This is a genomic window from Kineosporia sp. A_224 (assembly GCF_002198655.1).
In the GTDB taxonomy this organism is placed as follows: domain Bacteria; phylum Actinomycetota; class Actinomycetes; order Actinomycetales; family Kineosporiaceae; genus R-H-3.
In genome coordinates this window covers 1-18412 of record NZ_MWLN01000168.1, presented here as the reverse complement: position 1 = coordinate 18412, position 18412 = coordinate 1, and the positions used below count along the sequence as shown (strand labels likewise).

The following is an 18412-nucleotide window of genomic DNA, read 5'->3' as shown; positions in this document are numbered from 1 at the left end:
GGGCGACGACCTGCGCATTTGTCGTCCGGGCGTCCCCGTCGTGCGGCGCGGGTGGACGGCGGGCGACGTCCGCCCCCGGTGCGCGTGGCGGGACGACGAACGGGCACGCGCCGGGCGCGCTACCGTCGGAGCATGTCGTCGCCTGCGGGCGCCGTGCAGCTCGGGGTGCTCGTCGTCGTCCTGGCCGTCGCGGTCGGGCTGCTCGTCGTCGCCCGCTCGGCTCGCGGCCGCCGCGCCCCTCTCGCCGCGGAGCCGGCACCGGACCTGCCGGTCGCCACGGAGCACCGCCCCTTCGCGGCCGTCGTCGCGAACCCGACGAAGGTCGACGACGCCGACGTGCGCCTGGACTGGGTGCGACAGGCGAGCGAGGACCTCGGCTGGGCCCCTCCGCTGTGGCTCGAGACGACCCGGGAGGACATCGGCGCGGGCCAGGCCAGGGCCGCCGTCGAGGCGGGCGCCGCGGTCGTGCTCGCGTACGGCGGCGACGGCACGGTCCGCGCCGTCGCGAGCTCGCTCACCGGCACCGGGGTGCCGCTCGGCCTGCTGCCGGCCGGGACCGGCAACCTGCTCGCCCGCAACCTGGGGATCGGCGTGACCGACCTCGCGGAGGCGCTGCGGACCGGACTCTCGTGGTCCGAGCGCAAGGTCGACGTCGGCGTCGTCGAGTTCGACCTGTCGGGCGAGGACCACACCCCGCGGCGCGAGACCTTCCTCGTCATGGCCGGGCTCGGGTTCGACGCCGAGGTCATGGCGAGCGTCGAGCCGCGGCTCAAGGAGCGCGTCGGCTGGCTCGCGTACGTCGTCGCCGGGCTGCGGCTCATGCACGGCCGCCGGACGAAGGTGACCCTGCGGATCGACGACCGGCCGCCGGTCACCCGCCGGATGAGGAGCGTCATCGTCGGCAACTGCGGCGAGCTCACGGGGGGCGTCCGGCTGCTGCCGGACGCCCAGGTGGACGACGGATGGCTCGACGTCGTCGTCGTTTCCGCCGGCGGGCTCGTCGGCTGGACCGCCGTCATCGGCGCCGTGCTGACGCGCAGCCGGCGGGGGCACCCCGTCGTGGAGCACTTCCGCTGCCGGGAGATCGAGATCCGCGCCGAGGCCCCCAACCAGGTGCAGCTCGACGGGGACCCGGCCGGCGAGGCCCGGGTCATGCGGGTCCGGCTCGAGCCCCTGGCGCTCTCGGTGCGGGTCCCGCCGCTGTCCTGAGGCTGTGACCGACTGTGTCGCGCCCTGTCACTCCGCAGTCACAGCCGTGCCGGGCCGCGGCCCGGCACGGCTGTTCGTCCGGAACCGTGAGCTGTGCCCAAACCCGTTGCGGCACGGGGTGTCCGCACCCCGTCGGCATCACCCGTCCGGGCGAATTCTCGCTGTCATAGTCGACACGACTGTTCAGTGAGCCATTCAGTGACTACAGTGGCGCCGTGCCCCCGCGGGCCGGACCGCACCTGGCCGCGGAAAGACCCCGTGGGTGCACGCAGAACGCGGGCGGGGAGGCGTCGGGCCATCGTCTCCCCGCTCGCGTTCCTCCTTTTTGGCAGCCCTCGTGCGGCACCCCGTGACACCGGGGAGGGCCGGGCACGCCGCACGGGCACCCGGGGCGACTGTCGGACGTTCCTGCTGCGATGGCCCCATGGAGCTGCAGACCATCCGCCCGTTCGGGTCATGGCCGACAGATCCGGCGGCTGTCAGGCTGGGCAGTCACGCCGGCAGCGGGGCCGGCACGCGGCGTCCTGGACGGCCCGCGGTACGCCCTGGACCGTTCCGCCGGCACGGTGGACCGAATCCCGGGAGGCCCGGGAAGGGCAGACGACCGGGGCCCGTCCGGGGGTGCCGCCGAACGGGTGAACTTGTCATCAGTCGTGACTCAGTTGTCAGATGGGCTTGACTGCACAGTCAGAGTCTGGATGACTAGAAACTGCACAGACGGGATCGTGCCGTCACCCTCCGCGACACGAAGGGCGACGGCACGATGGGACCGCAGGGTCTCGACGAAGGTGACGTGGTGGTCACCCCCGACGAGACGCGGTGTCAACCCTTCGTGCAGCAGGTGGCCGGCCTGGCATCGGCCGGACCGGCGACGGCGGCTGTGAGGCCGCCGGCGAGGAGCGAAGCAGCAGCGAGGAGGACGGCGACGCGGCGACGAGCAGAGGTGCGGTTCATGACAGCTCCTTGGTCAAGATTGCTGTGACTGGGTGGTCACACAGATCGTGACAGAGAAGTCGTGTCGTGGGTACCTCTGTGACTTTTTGCGACCGTCCGTGCACTTAGAGAAGGCACGATTTGCCCAGATCTACCCGTTTAGCGGGGATCGGTGAGGAGACCTGACGTGACCACCTTCAGCGAGCGGCTACGGCGGCTGCGCCAGGCGGCGAACCTCTCCCAGGTGCAGCTCGCGGGTGAGGACCTCTCCCCGAGCTACATCTCCCTGCTCGAGTCCGGCAAGCGGCAGCCGAGCGACGACGTCGCGGCGCTGCTCGCCGAGCGGCTCGGCTGCGCCGTCGAGGACCTGCTCACCCCGATCGGGGAGGAGCGCCGCAAGCAGGCGCAGCTGTCCATCGAGCTGGCCAAGCTGTCCCTGCTCGACGGCCGGCCGGACGACGCACGCCAGCGCCTCGAGGCCCTGCTCGCCGAGGAGGGCCTGGACCGGGCGCTGCGGGACGACGCGGTCTGGGAGCTCACCGAGGCCTACGAGAAGGTCATCGACCTCGACCGGGCGATCGCGTCCCTGCTGCCGATCTACGAGCGGGCGCTCGCGGGCGCCACGCACCTGCCCCTGCCGAGCGTCGCGATCTACCTGTCGCACCTCTACCAGGCAGCGGGCGACATGAACGCGGCGATCCGGGTCGGCGAGGGAGCCGTCCGGCTCCTCAACGACAAGCGCGAGACGACGACCCGGGAGTACTTCCGGCTCGTGGCCACTCTGTCGGCTGCCTACTTCGGGGTCGGCGACGCGCACCTGGCCAAGGCGTACCTCGACGACGCGATGCAGATCGCCCAGCGGTTCGCCGACCCCCAGGGCGAGGCCGCCCTGGCGTGGAACGCGGCCGTCAACGCCGAGTCGCTGGGCCGGCTCGACGAGGCGCTGCTGCTCTCCCGCAAGGCGCTGGCGATCCTCAGCGAGCACGCCGGCGGGCATCTCGACGTCGCCCGGCTGCGCTGGACCGCCGCGTACCTCACGCTCCAGCACGACCCGAGCCAGGTCGCCGAGGCCCGCCGCCTGCTCGACCTCGTGGAGCCGGACCTGCCGCGGTTCGGGCCCGTCGAGGCCGCGATGACCCGCGCGACGCTCGCCACGGTGCACCTCCTCGAGGGGTCGCCCAGGGCGGCCGAGGACCTGGCCCGGGAGGCGCTCGTAGCCCTCGCGGCCTACCCCGGCGGGGAACAGGTGCGGACGCACCTCGTGCTCGGGGACGCGATCGCCGCCCAGGGCCGGCTCGACGAGGCGCTCGAGCGCTACGTGGCCGCGGTGGACTCGCTCGACGCGCTCCCGGCGACCCGGGAGACCGCTGCCCTCTGGCGCGAGACCGCCGACCGGTTCGTCCGGTACGGCCGGCTCGACGAGGCGCTCGACGGCTACCGCTCCGCGCTCGACGCGGTCGCGATCCGGAGCACCGCGGCGGACGTCGCCCTCGCGATGGAGACCGCCCGGCAGCGCGCGGAGAGCCTCGGCGACCTGTTCGCCGAGGGGTTCGCCGCCGAGGCGGAGAGCGCCGAGGGCCAGGACCGTCGCGGCTGACACCACGGTGTGAGATTGGTCGAACCGGCCCCCTCCCGGCCCGGGAGGGGGCGTTCGGTCGACTAGCGTCGACGTCCTATGGACTTCGCCGTGGCGCTCGCGTCCTTCCTCGTGATCCTGCCCGTCGAGCTGCCGGACAAGACCTTCATCGCGACCCTCGTACTCGCGACGCGGTACCGGCCGCTGCCGACGTGGATCGGCGTCGGCCTCGCGTTCGGCGTCCAGTCGCTCGTCGCGGTGACCCTCGGCGGGCTGCTCTCCCGGCTGCCCGAGCGGCCGGTGACGCTCGTCGCGGGGCTGCTCTTCGCCGTGGGCGCGTTCGTCCTGTGGCGCGGCGCGGCCAAGGCGGACGCCGAGGAGTCCGAGACGGAGTACGAGTTCGAGGGCAAGCTGCGCACCGGTGTGCACGGCCTGCGGGCTGTCGGCGCGAGCTTCGTCGTCCTCTTCGTCGCCGAGTGGGGCGACCTCTCGCAGCTCCTCACCGCGGGCCTGGTCGTCCGCTACCAGGACCCGGTCTCGGTGTTCGCCGGGTCGTGGACCGCGCTGCTCGTCATCTCCGGGATCGGCGCCCTGCTCGGGCGCGCGCTGCTCAAGCGGATGCGGCTCGCGACGATCCGGCGCGTCGGCGGCGCGGTCTGCGGTCTGCTCGCCGTCCTCACGCTGCTCGCAGCGGCGGGCGTGCCCACACCCTTCTGAGCAGGGTCACGCGCACATCGGTGTGAAGGATGCGGCGGTCAGCGGACAGCGCCTGCGGCCTCCTGCGGGACCGGTGACCCGACGGGCGGGGCCTGGGCGTCGTCCGGACGGCGGACGAGGAGCCACCAGAGCGCGGCGACCGCGAGCAGCGCAAAGACCGCGTAGCCGTTCTGCAGCAGGCGACCGAACCACCGCGGCAGGTCGCCGTCCGCGAGCACGGTGACCCCCCACCAGGGCAGCCGGCACAGCAGCATGCCGAGGGCCACGACCGCCGCGACGACCCGCGCCGGACGGCGGCCGTCGCCGAGGAGCGCCCCGACGACGACGATGCCCCAGTGCACGTGGTGCACCCAGGACACCGGCGACAGCAGGACGGCGAGCATCCCGACGACGGCGACGACAGCGACCCGCTCGCCCCGCCGCTCGAGACCACGGGCCGCCGCGAAGCCGAGCACGCCGACGACGAGCGCCACGGCGACCCACACCGGGGTGAACCCGGGCCCCGGGCCGGCCACGCTCGAGCCGCCCGGCCACAGCCGCAGGAGGACGCCCCGCAGCGACTGGTTCGAGGTGCCGGCGTTGGGGCCGAGCCGGCCCGGGTCGAGCAGCGCGTCGGTCCAGAACGTGGCGCTCGCCGCGGGCAGCAGGAGCAGCGTCAGCCCGGTGACCGCCGCCGTCGTCGCGACGCTCACGGCGAGCGGGCGCCAGCGGCGGGAGACCGCCCAGTGCACCCAGAAGACGCCCGGGGTCAGCTTCACGGCGGTCGCGACCCCGACGAGGACGCCGCGCGGCCACGTCCGAGGGGTGCGGCGGGCCACGTCGACGAGGCACAGGGTGACGATGACGGCGTTGACCTGGCCGAACCGGATGCCCTCGGCGACCGGCAGGGACCACACGAGCAGCCCGGCGACGACCCCCTGCAGGAGCGGCGCCCGCCGGCCGAAGCGGTCGAGGAACGGCCGGAAGGCGACGCCCGTGCAGACCCACAGCAGCCACAGCTGCAGCCCCGTCCACGCCCAGCCGGCGACGCGGAACGGGACGAGCGCGAGCGGCATGCCCAGCAGCGTCGCGAACGGCGGGTACGTGAACGGCAGCCACTGCGGGGAGCCGGTCAGCCAGGCGTAGACGTCCCGGCCCAGGAGCACCGAGACCGACCCGTCCCGGTAGACCTCGAGGTCGACCTGCCAGATCTCCGGTGGCTGGCGGACCAGGTAGTACCGCACGAGCGGGGCCGCCGAGACGAGGAGCACGAGCGCCCCCGCGAGGACCCAGCCGCGACCGCCGGGCCCGGCCGCGACCCCGGCACGCGGCGGCGCATCCGCTCGGCTCGACTCCACACCGGTGATTCTCGCCCCTGCGTCCGACAGTGCAGGCACCCAGGGCGCGGCGCGGCCGATCCCGGCCGCACGCCCTACCCTTCGAAGGTGCCCCGAACCAGCCGCGGGCGGCGGTCCGTCGCTCTCCTCGTGACCGTGACCGCCCCGCTGCTCGTGGCGCTGGGGGCGGTCCTGCCCGGCACCGCCGCTGCGGCACCCGTGCCGCCGTCCGCCGCCGGTGCCGAGCAGGACGACGGGGNGCCGTCCGCCGCCGCCGCGCTGCCCGCCGCCCCCGGCCCCGTCGTCCTGCTCGGCACCGGCGGCCTGCGCTGGGACGACGTCTCCTCCTCGACCCCGGCGCTGCAGAGCCTGCTCGGCGACGGCGCGGTCGGCACCCTCGCCGTCCGGACCGTGCGCCGGGTGACCTGCCCGCTCGACGGCTGGCTGACGATCTCCGCCGGCCGCCGCGCGGGCGACGCGGACGACGTCCCCACCGGCGGTCCGGCCTGCCGGGCACCGCAGGCGACCGTCGCGTCGCCGGGCGGTCCGGGGACCGCGACCCGCTGGGACGTCTTCCGCCGGGAGGCCGAGGCCGGCTCGTTCGAGGCGACCCCCGGGCTGCTCGCCACGACGCTGGCGGCCGCCGGCGTCCGGACGGCGGCCGTCGGCGCCGGTGCGGTCGTCGCGCTCGCCGACGCGCAGGGCACCGCACCGGTCGCCTACCCCGGCCTCGCTCCGCTGCCGACCGGTGCCCCCGACGAGACCGAGAACCCGACCGACCTCGCGGACGACGTCCGCGCCGCGATCGCCGGCGGGGCCCGGCTCGTCGTCGTCGACCTCGGCGCCGTCCGGGACAAGGCCGACCGCGCACCCGGCGAGCCGGTGCCGCCGAACACGTCGACGACCGGCCGGGACCCCTGGCCCGACCGGGCGAGCCAGGTCCAGACGATCGACACCCGGCTCCTCACGGTGCTCGGCGAGCTGCCCTCCAGCGCGACCGCTGTCGTCGCCTCGACGGCCGACTCCGGGCAGACCCCGCACCTGCAGCTCCTCGCGGCGCGCGGCCCGGCGGCGGCCACCGGGGCGGACGGCGCCCGGGGCACCTACGCGGAGGCGCTGCTCGGCGCCCGGTCGACCCGCCAGGACGGCATGGCGCAGACGACCGACCTCTTCCCGACGCTGCTCGCGGCCCTCGGGGTCGCGGCGCCCGCGGACGCCGTCGGCTCGCCGCTCGCGCCCGTCTCGCCCGGCGGTGACGGCATCGACCGGCTCGAGCGGGTCATCGACCTCGACACCGCCGCGCTCGCCGTCCAGCCCGTCGTGCCGATCTTCTTCAACGTCCTCATCGCGGCCCAGCTCGTGCTCTACGGCGTGGCGACGGTGCTGCTGCGCCGGCAGACCTCGCCGACCGTGCGGCGCCGGACCCTCGCGGTACTGCGGCGGGTCGCCGTCGTCTTCGCGTCGGTGCCCGCCGCGACCTTCCTCGCGAACCTGCTGCCCTGGTGGCGCGGGCAGCACCCGGGGCTGGCGGTGTCGCTCTACGTCGCGCTCTTCGTGGTGCCGATCGCCGCGCTCGCGCTGCTCGGGCCGTGGCGGCGCGCGCTGCTCGGGCCGTTCGGCGTCGTCGGGGGCGTCACCGCGCTCGTGCTCGCGGGCGACGTCCTCACCGGCTCGCACCTCGTCATCTCGAGCCTCATGGGCGTGCAGCCCGTCGTCGCCGGCCGGTTCTACGGCTTCTCCAACCCCGGGTTCGCGCTCTTCGCGACGGGCTGCCTGCTCGCCGCGACCGCGGCCGCGGACTGGCTCGTCAACGGCGGACGACGGCGCACCGCGGCGCTCGCCGTCGCCGCCGTGGGGCTCGCCTGCCTCGTCGTCGACGGGACGCCCGGCCTCGGCAGCGACTTCGGCGGCCCGCCCGCGATCGTGCCGGCCTTCGCGCTGCTGGCCCTGTGGGTCGCGGGGGTGCGGATCACGTGGCGGCGGGCCCTGCTCATCGGCGGCGGCACGGTCGTCGTCCTCGTCGGGCTCTCCGTCGTCGACTGGCTGCGGCCGCCGGCGGACCGCACCCACCTCGGGCGCTTCGTGCAGACGGTCGTGGACGGCGGTGCGCTGGCCGTCGTGCAGCGCAAGGCGTTGCAGAACCTCGGGATCCTCTTCAAGCCGCTCTCGGCGCTGCTGCCCTTCGCGGTCGCGTTCGTCGTCCTCGTGCTGGCCAGGCCGGTCGCGTGGGGTGCCCGGCCGCTGCAGCTCGCCTACGACCGCTCGTCGGTGCTGCGGCACGGCCTCGCGTCGTTCGCGATCCTCGTCGGGATCGGGTTCGCGCTCAACGACTCCGGGACGGCGATCCCGGCCGTCGCGGCGACCGTGGCGATCCCGCTGCTCATCTCCGCGAGCGTCAGGGCCCTGGAGCTCCACGAGACGGAGCACCCGCCGCCGGACCCGCGGAAGGCGACGGCCCCGGGGGTGCAGCCGGGTGCGTCCGCCCGGAAGCCGAGGCCCGCCACGAGGCCGCGGCCCACCACACGACCCAGCACAGGGTCGCGAGCGTCAGCCACGGCGCCGCGTGGCGACGAAACCCGAGAGTGAACGCCTCGACGTCCGGCGACATCCCGACGACCCGCCCCGGCACGTAGGCCAGCGCGAGCACCCAGAGCCGCCCGAGCATCGCGAGGTCGAGGCCGGACGACGCGAGCAGCACGAGCGGCAGCCACGCGAGGCAGTCGTACCAGGGCAGCGCGTACGGCGCGGTGAGCACCCAGCCCAGTGACGTCACGGCGAGCGCTGCGACGGCGTCCCGCGTCATCGCGGCCCCGTCCTCTGGTGGGTCGTCGACGCTGGAACGTGCTTCTGAGGTGCTTCTCCCACCAGAGGACGGCCACCACGTCGGGGTCGGCGTGCTTCTCGCACCAGAGGACGCGAGGAGCGCGGCGACGCGGCGGGCGAGGAGGACGGCGAGGGCCACGGCGAGGACGGCGGCCAGCGGGGTCACGAGGCTGCGCACCGGGCCGCGGCCCAGCAGCGGGTCGAGCTGGTCGACGAGGAGCCGCCAGGGGGTCGCGAACGAGACGAACCGGGAGGCGCGCTGGAGCTGGTCGTAGGTGTTCGGGCCGGTCCACAGGTGGGCCGGCAGCAGCACGAGACCGGCCCCGAGGGCGCCGATCGCGAGGTGCCCCAGCGCCTGCCGGCGCGGCAGCTGGCGCACGCCCCACACGAGGGCGAGCCCGACGAGCGCGAACGGTGCCTTCGTCGCGACGGCCGCGGCGACGAGCGCACCGGCCACGAACGGACGGCGCACGGCGAGCGCGAGGGCGCCCGCGGCGAACGCCGCGGCGAGCACGTCGACGTGCGCACCGAGGACGAGCTGGCCGAGCAGCAGCGGGTTGAGCGTCCACAGGACGGCGACCCGGGCCCGGGCGTGACCCGTTGCGGCGCGGGCGTTCCCGTCGTCGCCGGCTTCGTCGTCGTCAGCAGCGTCGTCGCCCGCCCCGGGGCCTCGCCGGCGCCGGGCGAGCGTGACGGCGAGCCGGTCGAGGGCGAGCCCGGTGCCGAGGAACGCCAGCCCGGCGAGGACCTGCCAGGCCCAGACCGTGCGGCGCAGCGAGCCGTCGCCGACGACCGCCGCGAGGGTCTGGGCGGCGGTCGCGACCGGTCCGTAGACGCTCGTCGTGCTCTGCCACGGCGGCTGGACCGCGCCGGCGACCGGGTCGCCGCCGCCGCGCCAGCTGTCCGGCGCGGTGACGTACGGGTCGCCTCCCGTCGCCATGATCCGGCCGTACGCGGCGTAGGAGAGGTGGTCGGCCGAGCCGAGCGGCGGGACGACGACGAGGGCGAGGACGGCCGCGGCGGCGAGCAGCGCCGTCCGCCGTCCGTCCCAGCCGAACCCGTTGCGTCGCAGGGCGACGAGGCCGAGCAGGACGGTGGCGGCGGCGAGCGTCCAGGCGACGGCGAGCAGCGCCGTGACGAGCGCGGACGACGGTCCGGCGGCGACGTCCCAGGGCGGCAGCACCGTGCCCGGGCCGAGCCCGGGGACGGCCGCGGAGTCGCCGAGCGCCGCGGTCCCCGCCAGGCCCAGGACGGAGGCGACGCCGCAGCCGAGCGCGGCCCGTGCCGCGGTCCGGCCGGTCACCGCGCCGGTCAACGCGCCGGTCAACGCGCCGGTCAACGCGCCGGACGGACTCGGGACAGCACGCGCAGCGGGGCGGCCCGGCGCAGCCGCCGGACCGCGAGCGCACGGGCGACGTCGCGGTACTGCTTCGCCCGGTGCACCTGGCCGCGCCAGTCCGAGCCGGTGACCCGGTGCTGCAGGTCGCACGGCACCTCGAGGACGCGGTAGCCGCCGAGCAGCAGGTCGATCGTCATCGCGGTCTCGACGCCCCAGCCGCGGGCCAGCGGGCGGGCCGCCTCGAACGCCTCGCGGGACAGGCAGCGCATCCCCGACAGCGGCTGCGTCGCCGTCCAGCCGGTCGCACGCCGGATCCCCTCCCGGGACAGGCCCACGACGAGGCCGCGGCCGCCGCCGGCCCGGCTCTGCGCCGGGAGGATCGCGATCGTCAGGTCGGCCTCGCCGGCGAGCACCGGCGCGGCCAGCGGGGCCGTGTTGACCGCGGTGCCGCCGAGGTCCGCGTCGACGAAGAGCAGCGCGCGGGGGGCGCCGCCGCGGTCGCCGTCGAGCCGGGCGACCCGGGCGGCCCCGGACTCCATCGCCGCCGCCTTGCCCTGGTTCTTCCGGTGCCGGACGACGACGGCGCCCGCCTCCTGCGCGCGGGCCGCGGTGTCGTCCGTCGAGCCGTCGTCGACCACGACGACGACCGACGCACCGGGGATCGACCGGGCCGCGCGCACGGTCGCGGCGATCCGCTCCGCCTCGTCCTTCGCGGGGACGACCACCGCGAGCGCACCGCCCGCGGCGCCGTCGGCCGGGCCGGTGTCGTCCCGAGCGTCGTCCGCACCGTCAGCCACGGCCCTGAGCCTAGAACAGCCAGGGTGCGGCCACCGGTCGGCGGCACGACCCGCGGACCCGGGACGGGCGGCGCGCAGCATCCGCGTGTGACAGGCTCCCGCCATGCTCTGCGGTTCGCCGTCGCACCGACGGCCGGGTGGTCGAGGAGGAACCGGTGGCTGAGCCGGCGGCGGGTGTCCTGCGGCCCATCGATCAGATCGTCGGGCAGATCGTCGACCAGCTCGCCCACGGCGGGCCGGAGCACGGCCAGCCGGCGGTCGCCTGGGGCGTCGTCCTCGACGGCGAGCTCGTGCTCAGCGGTGGTGCCGGTGCGCTCCGGGTGACCCCGGACGGCGCGCCCGCGGGCCCGGAGCCGGACGCCGACAGCGTCTTCCGGATCGCCTCGATGACGAAGAGCTTCACCGCGACGGCGCTGCTCGTGCTCCGGGACGCCGGCGCGCTCGGGCTCGACGACCCGGTCGCGCGGCACGTCCCCGAGCTCGCGGGGCTGCGGCCGCCGACCACCGACAGCCCGGTCCTCACGCTGCGGCACCTGCTGACGATGAGCGGCGGGCTGCCGACCGACGACCCGTGGGGCGACCGGATGCAGGCGCTCGACCTCGACGCGTTCGGGGACCTCCTGCGCGGCGGCCTGACGTTCGCCTGGGCGCCCGGCACCGCCTTCGAGTACTCCAACCTCGGCTACGCGATCCTCGGGCGGGCGATCGCGAACGTCACGGGCGAGGACTACGCGGTTGCGATGCGCCGCCTCGTCCTCGACCCGCTCGGCCTGACGTCGACCGTCTACCGCGCCGAGGAGGTCGACCCGGCGCGGCTCGCCACCGGGTACCGGCGCTCGCCGCGGGTGCCGACGCCCGTTCCGCCCGCCGGTGGCGGGCCGGAGCGGACCTGGCAGGAGCTGCCGTTCGACGGCTACGGCGCCTTCGCCCCGATGGGCGGCCTCTTCTCGTCGGTCCGTGACCTCGCGCGCTGGGTCGCCGGGTTCGCCGACGCGTTCCCGCCGCGGGACGACGCCGAGGGCGGGCACCCGCTGGTGCGGGCGTCGCGCCGCGAGATGCAGCAGCAGCACCGGGTCGTCCCGCCGCGTGTCGTCGCGCCCGCGGTCGACGAGCCGGCGGCGCTGCGCGGCGGCGGGTACGGCTTCGGGCTCGTCGCCGAGCAGGACCCTCGCTGGGGGCTGCTCGTGAGCCACAGCGGCGGCTACCCCGGCTTCGGCTCGCACATGCGCTGGCACCCGGACAGCGGGATCGGCGCCGTCGTCCTCGCGAGCAGCACGTACGCCCCGAGCGCCCCGGCCGGCCAGCGGCTCGTCACCGCCCTGCTCGAGGCGGGCCGGGCGGCGCTCGTGGAGGCGACCGGCCGCCGCCCGGCGGGCCCGCAGCCGGCCACGGTCCGGCCGGGGGTGCGACCCTCGGCGCCCGCCCCCGGCACGCCGTGGCCCGCGACGCTCGCCGCGGTGGAGACCGTGGAGAAGCTCCTCGTCACGTGGGACGACGCGGCGGTCGCCGCCCTCGTCGCGGAGAACGTCGACCTCGACGACCCGCTCCCGGTCCGCCGGGACGCGCTCGTGGCCGCCGCGGCGCTGGCCGGCCCCGGCGGGTTCGTCCGCGACGCCTCGGCCCCGCCGGAGCACGAGTCACCGGCCCACGCGCTGTGGTGGCTGCGCGGCGGCCTCGGCCGGGTCCGGCTGGAGGTGCGGCTCACCCCGCACCCGGAGCCGCTCGTGCAGACCCTGACGGTCACGCCCGTCGCGGACCTCGGGCCGGCCCTGCAGGCGGCGGTCGACGCTGTCGCCGCGCAGACCGCTGCCGAGGCGCCGGGCTGGCCGGCCACGCTCGCGGTCGCGGGCGGGCTCGACCCGGTGGCGGCCGCCCGGCAGCTGCGGGTCGCCGCCGCGTTCGCCGGGCCGTGCCGGGTCGGGCCGGTGCTCGCCTCGGACGGCGTCCGGACGGCGACCGTCCGGCTCGTCGGCGAGCGGGCCTGCGTCGAGCTGGGCGTGGACGTCGACCGGGCCGGGGCGGTCCGCCGGCTCCAGGTCGGGCACGAGGAGCAGGGCTTCGCGGCAACGGACTGACGCCGGTGCCGCGGGCGACCCGTCACCCCGCGTGACGAGTCGTGCTCCCCCGTCTGCATCATGATCAGACGCCAATATTCATTGGTAGGTTCTCAGGGACTCCTGCCCGCCACCCGTGAGGTCCTGCCCCATGACGGCCCAGTCGGCCCGGTCGACCCAGTCGGCCCGCACCGCCCGGCCTGCAGCCCGCCGCCGGCTGCTCGCGTTCGGCACCCTCGCGACGACGGTCGCCGCGCTGCTCTGTGCGCCGTCCGCGCCGGCGTCCGCGGTCGCCTCGACCGCCGCCTGCCCGAAGTACGAGCTCGTCGGCCTGCGCGGGCAGACCGAGCCCGCGGGCTACGGCTGGGTGCTCGGGTCGATCGTCAGCACGGTCGTGGCGAAGACGTCGGTGCCGGTCAAGGCGGTGCCGCTGGCCTACGACGCGAACGCCGACACCCTCGTCGGGGTCAACGACGGCATCACGAAGCTCGTCGCGTACGTCGAGGGCCGCGCCCGCGCCTGCCGGTCGACGCGGTTCGTGCTCATGGGCTTCTCGATGGGCGCGTACGTCGTCGGCGAGACCCTCTCGACCGCGCCGCGCTACCCGGGCGTGGTGAGCGCGCGGTTCTCCACGGCGACGTCAGCCCGGATCGCCGCAGTCGTCGTCTACGGCGACGCCGGGTTCAACGCCGGGGCCGGCGCGCTCTCGGCGGGCCCTTTCACGCCGGGCGTCAGCGGCCGGCTGGCCCGGCCGGCGACGGCCCTGGCCGCATGGAACGCCCGGATGCGCGACGTCTGCAACGCCGACGACGTCATCTGCCAGTCGAACGGCAACTCTGCCGCCGCGCACCAGGACTACGTGAAGTACGCGGACGCGACCGCCGGGTTCGTCGAGTCCGTCCTCACGACGCTCGGCTGACCCCCGTCCGGCTCAGGGGGCGCGCCGGGCGGCCGCGCGGGTGCACGCCGCGGCGTCGCCGGCCCCGGTCGAGACGCACGCGCCGTCGACGAGCGCCCGGTCACCGACGGCCTCGGGCAACCGGACCTCGTACTCGACCCCGTCGTTGCCCGGGCACGCCGCGGCAGTCCCGGGTTCGTCTGGGCTGACGGTGAAGGTGATGACCACCTCGTCGTCCGACGTCCTGATGTCCGGCGCGTTCACCGTGCCGGTGACACCGTTGTTGCACTCCACGCGCGTGACCGTCACGACGACCGTGGTCGTGCCGGCGTCGATCATCTGGCCGGCGGCCAGGTCCCACATCGCGGCGGCGCCGTCGTCGAGGGCACCGCAGCCCGAGGACAGCACGGCCGCCATGAGCATCACCGCGAGGGCCCGGGCCGACCCGGACCGACCAGGACGCGCCACGGACGGCCCGCCCCTCAGCGCAGCGTGAGCTGCCGGCTCGCGATCCCGGCCTTGGCCCGGCGCTCCTCGGCGGTGAGCGGCGTGGTGACGGCCATCGCGTCGCCGAGCCGCTGCTCGAGCGCGGCCGCCGGCTTCTCGAGGTCGTCCGCCTCGGTGTCGGACGCGAGGTCCCACACCGGCACGAGGAGGCCGTCGGCGCGGAACGACCCGACGTACCGGGAGCCCTCGACGAGCGCCGAGGCGCCTGCGGCGTGCAGCCGGGCGAGACCGTCGGTGAGCGCGTCCTCGGGGTGCGGCATGACCCAGCGCAGGTGCCGCTTCTCGCCGATCCGGCACCAGTAGGCCGCCTCCACGGTCGTGAGGCGGGCGGTCGGGATGACCGCGGCGTTCGCCCGCTCCATCGACTCGCGGACGTCGGCCGTGAGGTCCTCGACGCCCTCGAGCCAGTAGTCGAACCCGGTGTGCACCGCGGGCTCGAACGGCTGCGAGAGGTCCAGGACGTCCTGCAGGCGGGGGCCGGGGCCGGGCAGCTCGCCACCGGGGACCGGCGTGCCCGGCTCGGCAGCGAGCGCCGAGAGCAGCGCGGCCGCGACGTCCCGGCTCGCGTCGCCGGAGCCGCTCGTCGTCTGCAGCCCGACCCAGACGCCGCCGTCCGCGCGGCGCATCGCGGGCCACGCCATCGGGAGCACGGTCGCGACGTTGACGTCGGCGGCGCCGTGCTCCTCGGTCGTGCGCAGCGCGACCGTGGCCGACGGGACGATCTCGCGCAGGGCGACCCAGTCGCACTCCGCCGGCAGGCCCTCGAACGGGCGGCTGACGAGGCGGGTGGCCTCCTCGCGCTCCTCGCGGCCGTGGCAGCCCTTGTAGCGCTTGCCGGAGCCGCACGGGCAGGGCTCGCGACCGCCGACGACGGGGATCGGCTCGCCTGCGGCGACGGTCGGGGTGGTGGACGGCGCGAGGCGCCGCGACTTCTTGCTCACGGGCGCCGAGCCTAATGCGTCGGGGTGGCCGCGCCGTCCGCGGCTGACGCCGTCAGCGGACGATGCGCAGGTCCGGTCGCGGCGACGACGGCAGCGGCAGCGCCGCCCAGACCGTCCGCAGGCCACCGGCGTGCTCGACGACGCCCCAGGACGACGCGAGCGTCTCGATGATGTGCAGGCCGCGGCCGGAGTCGGCCATCGGGCCGGCCTCGCGGGGCTCGACGGTGCGGCCGGAGCCGCCGTCGGTCACCCGGACGGTCACCTCGCCGTCCTCGATCCGCCAGCCGAGGAGCAGGACGCCGCCGGCGATCGGCCGGGCGTGCCGGACGGCGTTGCCGAGCAGCTCGGAGACGACGACCTCGACGTCGTCGAGGACGGAGCTGCCGACACCCGCGTCGGCGAGCTCGCGGCGGACCCGGCGGCGCGCCGTCCCGACCGCTGCGGCCGAGTACGGCAGGCGCAGGACGCTGGAGGGGGTGGTCCGACGGGGGGCGTCGGACTGCGCCTCGCCCCGTGCCGCGTCGTGGCTGTTCATGCCGTCCGCCCCTCCTTCCCTCATGACCCGGTGCTCACGAGCCTCGTCGACCGCGGTCCGCCGCCGTCGCCGTCCGCCTTCGAGGTGGTCAGTACCCCGGGAGGGCCGTGGTGAAACGTCACGGTCGCACCGGGGACACCCGCAGGTCGACGACCGTCAAAAGACGTCACACCCTCCCCGGCCGGGAACTCATCTCCCAGGATCCGGCCTCCGGCGGCCGCCCGCATCTCGGACAGTGCGGACGGACCGCCCGCGCGGCCACCGCGACCGCGCCCGCGCCGTCTCACCTGCCGGACGGCGGGGTCTCAGCCGCCGGACGGCGAGCGGCCCAGCCGGGCGAGGACGTCGGCGGGGCGGTTCGTGATGATGACGTCCACGCCGGTCTCGAGGCACCGGTCGATGTCGTCCGGGGTGTCGACCGTCCAGACGTGGACCTCGTGGCCCTGGGCGTGCGCGCGGGCGACGTACCCCGGGTGCGCCCGCAGGATCCGGACGCCGATCCCGGCCGCCATCACCCCGCGGGGCAGGCTGCCGTCCCGGTAGGGCAGCGGCATCCGCTCCATGAGCAGCACGAGCGGCAGGGTCGGCGCGAGCAGCCGCATCCGCCGGGTCGCGAGGAGCGAGAAGCTCATGACGCGGACCGGCGACGGGTTGCCGGGCGTCGACTTCGCCCAGCCGAAGTGCTCGAGCGTCTCGACGAGCGTGCGCTCGACGAGGCCGCCGTAGCGGGTCGGGTGCTTGGTCTCGATCGCGACCTCGACGCGCCGTCCGCTGTCCGCGACGAGCGAGAGCAGCCGCTTGAGGCTCAGCAGGTGGGCCCGGTCGCCGGGCCCGACCCGGTCCGGGACGTCGGGCTGGGCGCCGGCGCCGAGCGCGAGCTTCTTCCACGACCCCCAGTCCAGGCCTTCGAGGTCGGTGAGCTCGAGGGTCGAGACGAGGCCGCTGCCGTTCGAGGTCCGGTCCACCGTGCGGTCGTGGACGCAGACGAGATGGCCGTCGGCGGTGAGCCGCACGTCGCACTCGAGCCCGTCCGTTCCCGTCTCGAGGGCGTGCACGTACGCCGCGAGCGTGTGCTCGGGCTCGACGGCACTGGCCCCGCGGTGCGCGACGACACGGGGAGTCGACGGGGGCACGTGGTGAGGGTTCCACACCGACCCGTGCGCGCGCCGTCCGTTCGCCTCGGACGGACGGCGCGTCGCACCGGCGCGCGGGAGCGGGCCTGCCCGGCCCCACGTCTGCAGCGGCGGGCTGCGCCCGCCGCGGTCTCACCAGGCGGTCTCCCCCCGCAGGACGACGTCCGACCCGCCGTCGACGAAGACGACCTGGCCGGTCATCGCCGAGTTCTCCTCGGACGCGAGGAACACCAGGACGGCGGCCACCTGCTCGGGCGCCATGAACCCGGTGAGCGGCATCGGGACCACCTGCTCGAGGAAGGCCCGGCCCTCCGCGGACGACGTCCAGCCCTCGGTCATCGGGGTGAGGACGACGCCCGGGCCGACCGCGTTGAGCGGCACATGGGCGCCCGCCCACTCCGGGGTGGTCGCGACCCGGCGCATCCACCGGTTGAGGGCGGCCTTCGTCGAGGAGTAGATGAGGTTGGCGGTGTCCTCGGCGCCCGCGAGCTTCGCAGCGACCTCGAGCGCGTGCGGCTCGTCGCCCGCGAGGCAGGCGTCGACGAGCGCGGCGTCGTTCGCCTGGAACGACGCCATGGACGACACGACGACGGCCCGCGGGTGGGTGCCGGCGGCGAGCATCGGGCGCAGACCCTCGAGCGTCGCGACGGTGCCGAAGTAGTTGACGGCGACGGTGGCCGGCTCCGGCAGCGCGAGCCCGGCGGAGGCGATGACGGCGTCGACGATGCCGCCGGTCGCGGCCCGGACGCCCTCGACGGCCTCGGCGCGGCCGGCCGGCGTCGAGAGGTCGGCGACGACGTCCGCGTCGTGCCGGTCGAGGGTGACGACGACGTGGTCGAGCGCGGTGAGCAGGTGGACGGTCGCGCGGCCGATGCCCGACGCGGCGCCCGTCACGACGTACGTGCGTGCCATGGCGATGCCTCCATGGGCGGCCGGCGGCCCGGTGCGGGTCATCGGGGCGACGATCGCCCCACAGGTCGATCCCACGCCCGGCGGCGGCCCCGGGCCAGGGGCCGAGGTCCTCGCGGCAGCCGGCCGCCGGTGAGGTTCACCCGTAGGGCTCACACGCCCGGGGCGTCTAGCGTTGAAGGACCGTGAAGCTGCCCCCGTTCCAGCACCTCGTCGACGCCCACTGGCGGGACGTCGCGCGGCTGGCCCACGCCCTCGCCGGCCCCGTCGACGGGGACGACGTCGCCCAGCAGGCCTGGGCCCAGGCCCTCGCCGCCTACCCGGGCCTGCGCTCGGCTGCGAACCTGCGCGGCTGGCTCCTGACGATCGTCGCCCGCTGCGCGACCGACGTGCACCGGGCCCGGGCCCGCCGGGCGCTCCCGGTCGGCGACGTCCCGGATGCTCCCGACGACTCCCCCGACGGCCGCACCGGTGCCGCCGGGGACCTGCCCGACGACGACCTGTGGGACGCCGTCCGGGCCCTGCCCGAGCGGCAGCGGACCGCGCTCGTGCTCCGCTACGTCGCCGACCTCGACCACGCCGGCGTCGCGCAGGCCCTCGGGACGACGCCGGGCGCGACCCGGCGCCTGGTCTCCGACGCGCTCGCGACCCTGCGCTCCCGCGGCACCGCCGGGCCCGGCCCGGTCGCGCCCCGCCCCCGACCCGAGAAGGTGGCCCCGTGACAC

At 76.0% G+C, this 18412-nt stretch carries 15 protein-coding genes; 6 read left to right on the top strand and 9 right to left on the bottom strand.

From position 1 onward, the window contains the following. Positions 1-132 precede the first annotated feature (132 nt). Complete coding sequence (locus EDJALFJO_RS15650) at positions 133-1209, top strand: diacylglycerol kinase family protein (RefSeq protein ID WP_088286862.1); 1077 nt, start codon at positions 133-135, stop codon at positions 1207-1209. Between the two features lie 822 nt (positions 1210-2031). On the opposite strand, the gene EDJALFJO_RS36000 is transcribed toward EDJALFJO_RS15650, so the two are convergent. Beyond that, positions 2032-2163 (bottom strand): hypothetical protein, encoded by a 132-nt coding sequence (locus EDJALFJO_RS36000; RefSeq protein WP_255392567.1) that lies wholly within the window; start codon positions 2161-2163, stop codon positions 2032-2034. A gap of 166 nt (positions 2164-2329) precedes the next feature. On the opposite strand from EDJALFJO_RS36000, the gene EDJALFJO_RS15645 reads away from it, so the two are divergent. Continuing rightward, complete coding sequence (locus EDJALFJO_RS15645) at positions 2330-3739, top strand: helix-turn-helix transcriptional regulator (RefSeq protein ID WP_158220455.1); 1410 nt, start codon at positions 2330-2332, stop codon at positions 3737-3739. A gap of 78 nt (positions 3740-3817) precedes the next feature. Next, complete coding sequence (locus tag EDJALFJO_RS15640; RefSeq protein WP_088286858.1) at positions 3818-4435, top strand: TMEM165/GDT1 family protein; 618 nt, start codon at positions 3818-3820, stop codon at positions 4433-4435. Positions 4436-4473: 38 nt separating this feature from the next. Here EDJALFJO_RS15640 and EDJALFJO_RS15635 read toward each other — a convergent pair whose 3' ends face one another. The 3 genes from EDJALFJO_RS15635 to EDJALFJO_RS15620 all read right to left on the bottom strand — a co-directional run bounded on the left by EDJALFJO_RS15635 (position 4474) and on the right by EDJALFJO_RS15620 (position 10710). After that, complete coding sequence (locus EDJALFJO_RS15635; RefSeq protein WP_088286856.1) at positions 4474-5772, bottom strand: glycosyltransferase 87 family protein; 1299 nt, start codon at positions 5770-5772, stop codon at positions 4474-4476. A 2374-nt stretch (positions 5773-8146) separates the two neighbouring features. Continuing rightward, complete coding sequence (locus EDJALFJO_RS35645; RefSeq protein ID WP_233149885.1) at positions 8147-9877, bottom strand: hypothetical protein; 1731 nt, start codon at positions 9875-9877, stop codon at positions 8147-8149. A 32-nt stretch (positions 9878-9909) separates the two neighbouring features. After that, positions 9910-10710 (bottom strand): glycosyltransferase, encoded by an 801-nt coding sequence (locus tag EDJALFJO_RS15620; protein WP_233149884.1) that lies wholly within the window; start codon positions 10708-10710, stop codon positions 9910-9912. Between the two features lie 155 nt (positions 10711-10865). On the opposite strand from EDJALFJO_RS15620, the gene EDJALFJO_RS15615 reads away from it, so the two are divergent. After that, positions 10866-12785, top strand: a complete 1920-nt coding sequence (locus EDJALFJO_RS15615) for a serine hydrolase (RefSeq protein WP_158220454.1) — start codon at positions 10866-10868, stop codon at positions 12783-12785. 130 nt (positions 12786-12915) lie between these two features. Continuing rightward, positions 12916-13683, top strand: a complete 768-nt coding sequence (locus tag EDJALFJO_RS15610) for a cutinase family protein (protein ID WP_088286845.1) — start codon at positions 12916-12918, stop codon at positions 13681-13683. Positions 13684-13695: 12 nt separating this feature from the next. Here the strand turns inward: EDJALFJO_RS15610 and EDJALFJO_RS15605 are convergent, their stop codons facing one another. The 5 genes from EDJALFJO_RS15605 to EDJALFJO_RS15585 all read right to left on the bottom strand — a co-directional run bounded on the left by EDJALFJO_RS15605 (position 13696) and on the right by EDJALFJO_RS15585 (position 17732). Next, positions 13696-14130 (bottom strand): hypothetical protein, encoded by a 435-nt coding sequence (locus EDJALFJO_RS15605; RefSeq protein WP_143448602.1) that lies wholly within the window; start codon positions 14128-14130, stop codon positions 13696-13698. Between the two features lie 14 nt (positions 14131-14144). Continuing rightward, complete coding sequence (locus EDJALFJO_RS15600; RefSeq protein WP_088286840.1) at positions 14145-15110, bottom strand: DUF5926 family protein; 966 nt, start codon at positions 15108-15110, stop codon at positions 14145-14147. A gap of 52 nt (positions 15111-15162) precedes the next feature. After that, positions 15163-15645 carry an ATP-binding protein gene (locus EDJALFJO_RS15595; RefSeq protein ID WP_158220453.1) on the bottom strand — a complete coding sequence of 161 codons (483 nt, stop codon included), beginning with the start codon at positions 15643-15645 and terminating at the stop codon, positions 15163-15165. A gap of 305 nt (positions 15646-15950) precedes the next feature. Further along, positions 15951-16778: a glycerophosphodiester phosphodiesterase family protein gene (locus EDJALFJO_RS15590; RefSeq protein ID WP_233149883.1), complete on the bottom strand. Its 828-nt coding sequence runs from the start codon at positions 16776-16778 to the stop codon at positions 15951-15953. Positions 16779-16910: 132 nt separating this feature from the next. Next, the gene (locus tag EDJALFJO_RS15585; protein WP_198950344.1) at positions 16911-17732 is read right to left on the bottom strand and encodes an SDR family oxidoreductase; all 822 of its coding nucleotides are present in this window, start codon (positions 17730-17732) and stop codon (positions 16911-16913) included. Positions 17733-17872: 140 nt separating this feature from the next. On the opposite strand from EDJALFJO_RS15585, the gene EDJALFJO_RS15580 reads away from it, so the two are divergent. Then, positions 17873-18409 carry an RNA polymerase sigma factor gene (locus EDJALFJO_RS15580; protein ID WP_088286830.1) on the top strand — a complete coding sequence of 179 codons (537 nt, stop codon included), beginning with the start codon at positions 17873-17875 and terminating at the stop codon, positions 18407-18409. Positions 18410-18412: the final 3 nt, after the last annotated feature.